The 2,154-nt window shown below is 66.7% G+C and carries 2 protein-coding genes; one reads left to right on the top strand and one right to left on the bottom strand.

Annotation, left to right across the window (positions count from 1 at the left end; translation table 11 throughout):
• Positions 1-103: 103 nt before the first annotated feature.
• Entirely contained in the window at positions 104-706 is a 603-nt protein-coding gene (locus VFZ66_29490) for a Crp/Fnr family transcriptional regulator (protein ID HEX6293351.1), read from the bottom strand.
• Between the two features lie 272 nt (positions 707-978).
• Between VFZ66_29490 and VFZ66_29485 the strand changes: the two genes are divergently transcribed.
• Positions 979-1,995 carry an aromatic ring-hydroxylating dioxygenase subunit alpha gene (locus VFZ66_29485; protein ID HEX6293350.1) on the top strand — a complete coding sequence of 339 codons (1,017 nt, stop codon included), beginning with the start codon at positions 979-981 and terminating at the stop codon, positions 1,993-1,995.
• Positions 1,996-2,154 lie beyond the last annotated feature (159 nt).

Below are 2,154 nucleotides of genomic sequence, written 5' to 3'. Positions count from 1 at the left end.
TGCCGTCTCCCTTTCGCATGCATCTTATTTTTAGCCAACGTGCGGGCGAAGTCGGTACGGGACCGTACATTGCCGGGGCGGCGCGTGTTGCCGCCGCACGACATCAGGGAATCTTCTGAGCTTGCAGCCGGTCCGCTTCCTTCCTGAACACGGAGTAGCACTCGCAAGCGCGCGCTTCCAGTCGCGCGCGGTCCGGCACCTTGATCTGACCGCGCGAGTAATCGATCACGCCTGCCGCCTGCAGCTTGCGGGCAGCCTCGGTAACGCCCGAGCGGCGCACGCCCAGCATGTTGCTGATGAGCTCCTGCGTCATGCTGACGGTGTCGGAAGGCACCCGGTCGAGGCTCAGCAGGAGCCAGCGGCATAGCTGCTGCTCCAACGTGTGGTGCCGGTTGCACACCGCGGTTTGCACCATCTGCGTGATCAGCGCCTGGATATAGCGCAGCAGCACCCGACTCAAGCGGCCGCCTTTGCGAAACTCCGCAAGGACGACGCTGGAGCGGACCCGATAGGCGTATCCCGCAATCTGCACCAGCGCCTCGCTGGGCGTCGTCTGCCCGCCGAGCAGAAGCGCGATGCCCACGCAGCCGTCGTTGCCGACGACCGCGAGCTCCGTAGTGCGGCCATCCTCCAGGACGTAGAGCAACGACACGACACCCGAGATCGGGAAATACACGTCGTCCATCTTTGTCCCGGGCTCGTACAGGCACGGTGCCGAGCGCCAACCCCGTGAGGGTCATGTGCGGCAACAATGGCTGAAGATCCGCCGTTGTGAGCGCGGCAAGAAGATGGTTCTGGCTCGGTGAAGGAGCGCTGAAAGCCGCGGCGCCGCCTGCTGGCGGGCCTTGCGTACTATGCTGGTCAGCGAACACGATTCCACCCTATACAGTTCCCCCAGCGGCGATTTGATCTGACGCAAAGACCGCTCACGGCGAAAGGGGTTTCCATTTCCAGGGGCGGTTCGCTTAATCTCCGGTCATGTTTCCGCTCAATGCGTGGTACGCAGTCGCCTGGAGTCATGAGGTCAGCGCGCGCGGCCCGCTGGCACGCACGCTCTGCGGGCAGAAGCTGGCCCTGTGGCGCAAGCCGGACGGCTCGGCTGCCGCGGTGCGCGACGCTTGCTGGCACCGCGGCCTGCCGCTGTCGATGGGACACGTCGACGGCGACAACATCGTCTGCCGCTACCACGGCCTTGCTTTCGACTCCGGCGGGCGCTGCACCCGGATGCCATCGCAGGACCGGATCAGCCCGTCTGCCTGCGTGCGGGCGTATCCGACGCTCGAGCGGCACCGGCTCACTTGGGTGTGGCCCGGCGACGCGGCGCGGGCGGATCCGGCGCTGGTGCCCGACCTGCACTGGAACACCGATCCGGCGTGGGAGGGCGACGGCGCAACTCTCTTCGCCCGCTGCGACTACCGGCTGATCATCGACAACCTCATGGATCTCACGCACGAGACGTTCGTGCATTCGACCAGCATCGGCCACCGCGCCATCGCCGAAACCCCGGCCACCACCACCCACGACGACCACATCGTAACGGTGACGCGCTGGATGCTGGACATCGACGCGCCGCCGTTCTGGCGCGCGCTGCTCGGCCGGCCCGGCAACGTCGACCGCTGGCAGATCATCCGCTTCGAGGCGCCGTGCACCATCGTCCTGGACGTGGGCGTCGCCCTCGCCGGCACGGGAGCGCCCGCGGGGGATCGCTCCCAGGGGGTCAACGGCCGGGTGCTCAATACCATCACGCCGGAGACGAGCTCGACCTGCATGTATTTCTGGACGCTGCTGCGCAGCTTCCGCCTGCGGGATCAGACGCTGACGACGCAGATGCGCGACGCCAACGCGCGCATCTTCGAGGAGGACCGCGCCGTGGTCGAGGCGCAGCAGCGCACGCTGGACGAAACGCCGGACGCAATCCACAACCTCAGCATCGACGCGGGATCGGTCTGGGCGCGTCGGGCCATCGAGCGAATGGTGGCGGCGGAGCGAGGCTGAAGTCATTTTCTGACCAGCCACACGGTGAGTGCCACCAGGGCTACGCCAAGGAACATCCACGCCTCCAGGTGCTGGATATTGCCGAATACGCTCTCCGCGGCCTGGCCTGACAACCAGCCAACGCCGCCGACCACGCAGGCCCACAGCACGGCGCCGATC

The organism is Herpetosiphonaceae bacterium, from assembly GCA_036374795.1.
In the GTDB taxonomy this organism is placed as follows: Bacteria; Chloroflexota; Chloroflexia; order Chloroflexales; family Kallotenuaceae; genus LB3-1.
The sequence above is the reverse complement of the archived record's forward strand: the minus strand, read 5'-3'. Positions and strand labels throughout refer to the sequence as shown.